This window comes from Methanobrevibacter sp., assembly GCF_017410345.1.
Classification (GTDB): domain Archaea; phylum Methanobacteriota; class Methanobacteria; order Methanobacteriales; family Methanobacteriaceae; genus Methanobrevibacter.
In genome coordinates this window covers 38,702-45,330 of sequence record NZ_JAFQQZ010000008.1, presented here as the reverse complement: position 1 = coordinate 45,330, position 6,629 = coordinate 38,702, and the positions used below count along the sequence as shown (strand labels likewise).

Below are 6,629 nucleotides of genomic sequence, written 5' to 3'. Positions count from 1 at the left end.
TTTTTCTTTATTTCTTTTTTTATTTATTTTAACTATTTTTATTTATTTTAACCCAATTTATTATTTTAGCTATTTTTCACTTATAATTTTTATATAAATTATATATAATATACATAAACTATATTTAAAATAAAAATTATAAATATAAACTAATGTTTGGTAAAGATAAAAAAGAAGAATTTCATGAAAAAATATTATACGAGGCACAACCTAATATTTTTGTCTATTCAAAAGGAATTTTAATATCAATGTTTGTGTTGGGATTTTTATTTTTCTTGTATTCTGCTGGAATTCAATACATTGGGAACATGAATGTCTATTTGATTGAATCAACCAAAGTTCCAATGACACGCTATTTTGCAATAGCTGTGTTTATCCTAATAATGATTGTATTGCTATACATCATATTAAAGCTTTTAATCTGGACTTCAATCAAGTATACAATCACTGAAAGTAGGGTGATCGTTGAAAAGGGCATACTCTTGCAAAAGAAAAACTACATGCCTTTCAACACTATTCAGGATGTTAGCCGTTCCCAAAGCCTTTTTGGAAAAATATTTTCAGTAGGTACAATAACCTTATATAGTGCATATGATGGAAAGGAAATGGAATTAAAGGATGTTTCCAGTCCTAAAAAGATTGAAGACATCATATTTGAGAATATGAGAGGAACTCATTTAAGATATCGCAATGTTTATGATGATGACTTCAATCCAATAAGACCACATCAGGAACCAGGTCATTATAGGCGTATGGAAGACTTGGATGATTTGGAATTGGTTGATGCTAAAGAGCGTAAAAGACAGCTTAGGGATATAAAACGCAAAGCAAGAAACTCTAGAAACAATCCGAATTATAATTCTAATTATAATTCTAATTATAACTCTAATTATAATTCCAATTACAATTCTGGTTATGAGTATGGTTCTAATGATAGCTATTATGATAATTATGATGGCTATGATGATTATGGAAGTTATCCAAGGGATATGGATTATAGGGACAATAGGGCTTCTAGAGCGAGTTACAATGATCAATATGGCTCTAGAGGAAGGCCTGATTCACATCATCATCAGTATTCAGGAGCTATTAAGGACTCTTATTCAAGAAATCCTGACAAGTATTTTGCAAATAATTATGAGGAATTCCATCAAAATAATTTAGATGCTCAAAGAGATTATGACGATTATATTCATGGCAGAAACCAATATGCTGAGGATATTGAAGAGCCTCCTAAGATTGAAAAGAAATCCAGACTTTCAAGATTGAATCCATTTTCAAGTGATAAGAATGAGGATGTTTATGATGATATCTCCGATGCAGAGTTTGACACTACCATAAATCAAGCTATGGAAGACATGGGAGACAATATCAAATTCAAACCATCTAATGATAATCGCTTTAGAGACAATCCTAATCAATCTTATGGCTCTAGAGGATATGATAGAAGCTATGATGATAGGCATTATGATGGCTATGATGACAGATATTATGATGATTATGATGATAGGCATAATACTGTAAGATATCATGATTCCAGGTCAAGAGATAGTTATAACAATCATAATTATAATTCCAATCATTATGACAATCGCCATGATTCTTATAATCAAAGAGATTATAGGCAAAATGAGAATTATGGAAAACAGAATAGAAGAAATCAAAATTATGGTTCTAACCCTCAACATTATGATGCAAATCATACAAGAGCATATTCTGGTGATGGTGAGATAGATTATAAGTATATGAGTCCTAGAGAATCCAGAAAAAGGTCTTCCCGCAGTTCTGCTTCTCACTATGATGATCATTATGAGAATTATAATCACTATAATGGAGAATCTGATGATGCCAATCAAAAGGATAAGGGAGAAAAAACTCCCGATGACCTCTTTGCAAAGCATTCCAGAAAATTCAAGAGATAATCTATTTTCATTGTTGTGTTGTAAATCTTTTTAAAATTCTTTATTTATTTTTTAATTTTTTCACTTTTTTGAAAATCTTTTATTTTAATTATGCAGGGTAAACTATGAGTTTTGATGTAGATGTGACTATTATTGGAGCAGGCCCAATAGGCTCTACTTTGGCATATGAATTGGCTAAAGAAGACATTGAGGTTGCTCTAATTGATAAGAAGAAAGTTATAGGTTTACCATTGCAATGTGCTGGAATAATCAATAAAAGAGCATTGGATTTCAATCAGTTTCCCGAAGAATTGATATTTAATAAGGCAAAAGGTGCCTTTTTACATAGCAGAAATCATTCTTTAACAGTTTCCAAAGATGAAGACCAGGCTTTAATAATCGATAGGGTTGCATTGGATCAATTCCTATACAAAAGGGCTATTGAAAATGGTGTAGGCTCCTATTTATCCTCTAAAGTAGTGTCTATTGATGATTTGGAGGGAAAAGTCACATTTCAAAATGATTCAACTGAAAAAACCATAAGTTCCAAAATCATTGTTGGTGCAGATGGGCCTCTCTCACTTGTTTCTTCAGCAATTGGAAATGAATTCAATTATTATTGTGCAAGCCAATATTTGGTAAGGATAGAAAAAAGAAATGACAATTTATCATTTGTGGACTTATATGCCTATGGGGATTTGTTTCCAGGATTCATTTGGCAGATTCCAGTAGATGAAAATACTTTTAGGATTGGTTTATTTTCAATTTATGATTATAAAAGGCAAAATGAAATATTGGATGATTTTTTAAAAAATGATTTTAAATATGAAAATTATGAGGTAATTGAAAAGTATAAAGGAAAAATCCCTATTTACAATAAGGACAATAAATTATACAAAAATAGGGCATTGATTATTGGTGATGCTGCTTCACAGCTTAAACCCACTACTGGTGGAGGTCTTTTAATAGGTTTTGAAGCAGTTCAAATGGCTAAAAAGGCTATTGTAAATGCTTTGAATTCAGAAAGTTTTAATTCTATAAGTCCTGGAAGGATGGATAAAAATGACAGAGAGATATTACAGGATATTCTCAAAGATTATCAAAAAGATTTTGAAAAAAGATTCCTAAAGGAATTTTCCTATCAATTTAAGGTTCAAAAAACATTCTGCACATTATCAGATGAGGATTTGGATTATTTCTTTGTAAAATTAAAAGAAAAAGAGGCCGATAAATTAATCTCTGAATATGGGGATATGGATAATCAATCAATTCTTGTAAAGGAATTTTTAAAAAGAGGGTTGATTCAATCATTATTGCCAGCTATTCATAAAAGGGAATTGGCTAAAATTTGGTTATTATAACACTTATATTTAATACTTATTATTACATAAAATTGGAATTACATAAAATTGGAGATAAAAAAATGGATTTATTATTAATCTTATCTCAGGAACATGACAAACTGCCATTGGCTGAACTTAGAGCTGTCTTGGAAATAGAAGAGATTGAGACAGAAATGGAAATAGTTTGTCCAGGATTGGTCATTTTAAGAAATCTTGATGAAAATGTTTTTGATGATTACTATAAGATATTCGTTAGAAGATTAGGCTATACTCATGAAGTTCATCAATTGATAGATGAATGTGATTATGAGGCTATGGAAGAAACTGTTAAATCTATTGACTGGTCTCAATTTATTGATGAAAACTTTGCAGTTAGAGTAAAACGCTTCAATACTGAAATAGATACTGTAGCTACTGAAAGAAAAGTGGGACATTTGATATTAACTAATACAGATGACATTTCAGTTAATCTATCTAATCCTAAATCATTTATTAGAGTTGTAGCTCATCATAATGATGTTTATTTGTGTTTTGGCAAATATCAGCTCAATAAGAAGTACTTTGAAGAGATGAAACCTCATAAAAGACCATTCTTCCATCCTGGATGCATGAGCCCGAAATTAGCAAGATGCATGGTTAATTTGGCTAGAGTCAAGGAAGGAGATTTGGTGCTTGATCCTTTCTGTGGTACTGGAGGAATCCTTATTGAAGCAGGGCTTATAGGATGTAAGGTCATTGGCTGTGACATTGACTGGAAAATGAAAAAGGGTACAGCAACCAATTTGGAATATGCTGGAGTCACTGACTATAAGACTCATGTTGTTGATGTTCGTGAACTTGAAATGTATGAGGAAGTCGATGCGGTTGTAACCGATCCTCCTTATGGAATATCTACAACTACCTGTGGTGAAGGTGCTTCTGGAATTTTCTCTGAATTCCTTCAATCAATCGAACACAGTATGAAAAAAGATGCACTTTTAGTCATGGCTAGTCCACATTCATTGGATATCGATTCACTCCTCAATGATGTAGGGTTCGAATTATTGGAAAGGTATGAGATTAAAATGCATAGAAGCTTAACTCGTATCATTTCTGTAATAGCTAAAATTAATTAAATTGGTTTTATTATTTTTTTAGTTTAATAATTAGTTTACTATGTAGATAAGATAGTAAACTATTTTCATTTAATCCTATTTTTCTCCATAATATCTAACAATTGAGGTTTAAAATGCAAACAAATAAAAACATTGAATCAATAATAGGAGACCCTAAAAAAGCAATTAATAGATTGGCTTATCCCACAATATTGTCCATGCTTTTAATGTTTGCAAATAACTTAATTGATAGCATGTGGGTTAGCGGTCTTGGTTCAGAACCCCTTGCTGCTTTAGGATTCATGTCCCCATTGTACTTGGTGATTATTGGTTTTGGTGTTGGGATAGGTGCAGGTGCAAATTCCTTGATTTCACGTTTGATTGGCGCTAAACAATATGAGGAATCAAATAATGCAGCTATTCATAGTATCATAATTGCATCAATAGTTTCTATTCTTATTTTATTAATAGGCATTTTCTTTTTAAAGGATTTGCTTATTCTTTTCGGTGCTGGTGAAGTAATTGATTATGCAATGGATTATGGAATAATCATATTCCTGACCAGTTATATAATACTCTTTCCTGCAGTGGTTTCAAGTCTTTTTAGAGCAGAGGGAGAGATAAAAAGAGCTACTGTGCCTTTGGTTTTCAATGCAATATTAAATATGATTATGGATCCGATTTTCATTTATTATTTCAATTGGGGCATAAAAGGAGCAGCTATTGCCACTGTCTTGTCAACATTTGTAAACTTGGCAATGATGCTCTATTGGTACTTGATAAAAAGAGACACTTTCATAAAGTTAAGTTTAAAGTATTATCATAGAAAATTGGAAATCTATAAGGAAATTCTTCTTGTTAGTTTGCCTGCAAGCTGTGAAGAAGTGATTTATTCAATTGTAGCGATTTGCTTTAATTATTTGATAATGATTACTGCTGGAACATTGGAAGTGGCTGTCTTTACAGTTGTGTGGAGATTTGTTTCAATAGGATTCCTACCATGCATAGCTATTGGAGTCTCCACAATAACAGTTTCAGGAATTGCCTATGGGGCTAGAAACTTTGAAAATTTCAAGACAACAATCAATTATTCAACTTTCATCAGTTTTCTTATAACATTGATTATTTGCACTATATTCTTTGTTTTCGCTTATCCAATTTCAGAATATTTCAATTTTATAAATGGAAATCCTCAAATGATAACAAGAACTGCAGAAGTCCTTAGAATAATGGTTTTCTATAACCTTTTCATACCATTTGGAGCAACTGCAGCTTACGTTTATCAAGGCGTAGGTGCAGGATTCAAGTCATTGGCTTTGACTATTTTAAGAGAATTGGTCTTAAGTGTCTTCTTTGCTTACTTATTGGGTATTGTATTTAAAATGGGAATATTTGGCGTTTATTTAGGTGCAATAATCGGTATGATCTTAGGATGTTTCATTGGATTTTCATTCATAAAAATCTATGAGAGAAAATTTAAAAAAGTGTGTGAAAATAAGAGTTAAAATAATAAAATAAGGGTTAAAATAATAAAAAAAGATTTTGGAAAGAGTTTTATCTTTCCTAAGTAAAAAAGCTAAATAGTTAGTGTAAGCCACAGCCAACACATTCGTGTGCAGGAATGCCAATTTCCTGTTCTTCATCAACTACTTCTTGTTTTAATTCTTGAACAGTAACTGAAATGAAGGAATAATCAGGCTTTTCAATGATTGGTGAAATTCCTTTGAAATAGCAGTGGATATTTCCAGTGCATGCAATGTCAATGAGAATTGGTTCAGGGATTTTAAATCCTTTAAAGTATGATTCAATATCAGTGATTTGATCTTTAGGAACTCTGAGGTTAAAAGACATCATTCCATCTTCTTTTGTTCTGATTCCAACGTATGCTTGATTAACTAATAATTCATTTCCATATTCCTGTTTAAATATTACGCAGTCTTCTCTATTTACCATACTAGTCCCTCCATTTGTTTTATAATTAGCTTAATGTATTTTGTTAGTATAATGTAAATTTATTCAAATTTCATAATATTTAGTTTATATTATTGTTTCATATAATATAAACTTTTTTATGAATGTTGCGGCTAAACATAATTTTTTATTTTATTTCAATTGATTTAACCATATTAAGTTTTTATCTGGGTATTGCTTGAATAATTATCTTAATTTAGTAAATTAAAGAATATAACTTAATTTTATTAAAATTTTATACTTTTTAAGTGCTTTTTACCATAATATTTATATTAGTTTAATTACAAATCTACTTAATGCTATGTATTATATATATTATA

At 30.6% G+C, this 6,629-nt stretch carries 5 protein-coding genes; 4 read left to right on the top strand and 1 reads right to left on the bottom strand.

The window, feature by feature from the left end; genetic code table 11:
* Positions 1-257: 257 nt before the first annotated feature.
* The 4 genes from IJE13_RS00960 (at position 258) to IJE13_RS00945 (ending at position 5,843) form a co-directional block, all read left to right on the top strand.
* Entirely contained in the window at positions 258-1,922 is a 1,665-nt protein-coding gene (locus tag IJE13_RS00960) for a PH domain-containing protein (RefSeq protein ID WP_292775991.1), read from the top strand.
* A gap of 104 nt (positions 1,923-2,026) precedes the next feature.
* Positions 2,027-3,262, top strand: a complete 1,236-nt coding sequence (locus tag IJE13_RS00955) for a geranylgeranyl reductase family protein (RefSeq protein ID WP_292775989.1) — start codon at positions 2,027-2,029, stop codon at positions 3,260-3,262.
* Positions 3,263-3,324: 62 nt separating this feature from the next.
* Complete coding sequence (locus IJE13_RS00950; RefSeq protein ID WP_292775987.1) at positions 3,325-4,359, top strand: TIGR01177 family methyltransferase; 1,035 nt, start codon at positions 3,325-3,327, stop codon at positions 4,357-4,359.
* 113 nt (positions 4,360-4,472) lie between these two features.
* Positions 4,473-5,843 (top strand): MATE family efflux transporter, encoded by a 1,371-nt coding sequence (locus tag IJE13_RS00945; protein ID WP_292775985.1) that lies wholly within the window; start codon positions 4,473-4,475, stop codon positions 5,841-5,843.
* Between the two features lie 79 nt (positions 5,844-5,922).
* Here IJE13_RS00945 and IJE13_RS00940 read toward each other — a convergent pair whose 3' ends face one another.
* Positions 5,923-6,192 carry a hypothetical protein gene (locus IJE13_RS00940; protein ID WP_292775982.1) on the bottom strand — a complete coding sequence of 90 codons (270 nt, stop codon included), beginning with the start codon at positions 6,190-6,192 and terminating at the stop codon, positions 5,923-5,925.
* Positions 6,193-6,629 lie beyond the last annotated feature (437 nt).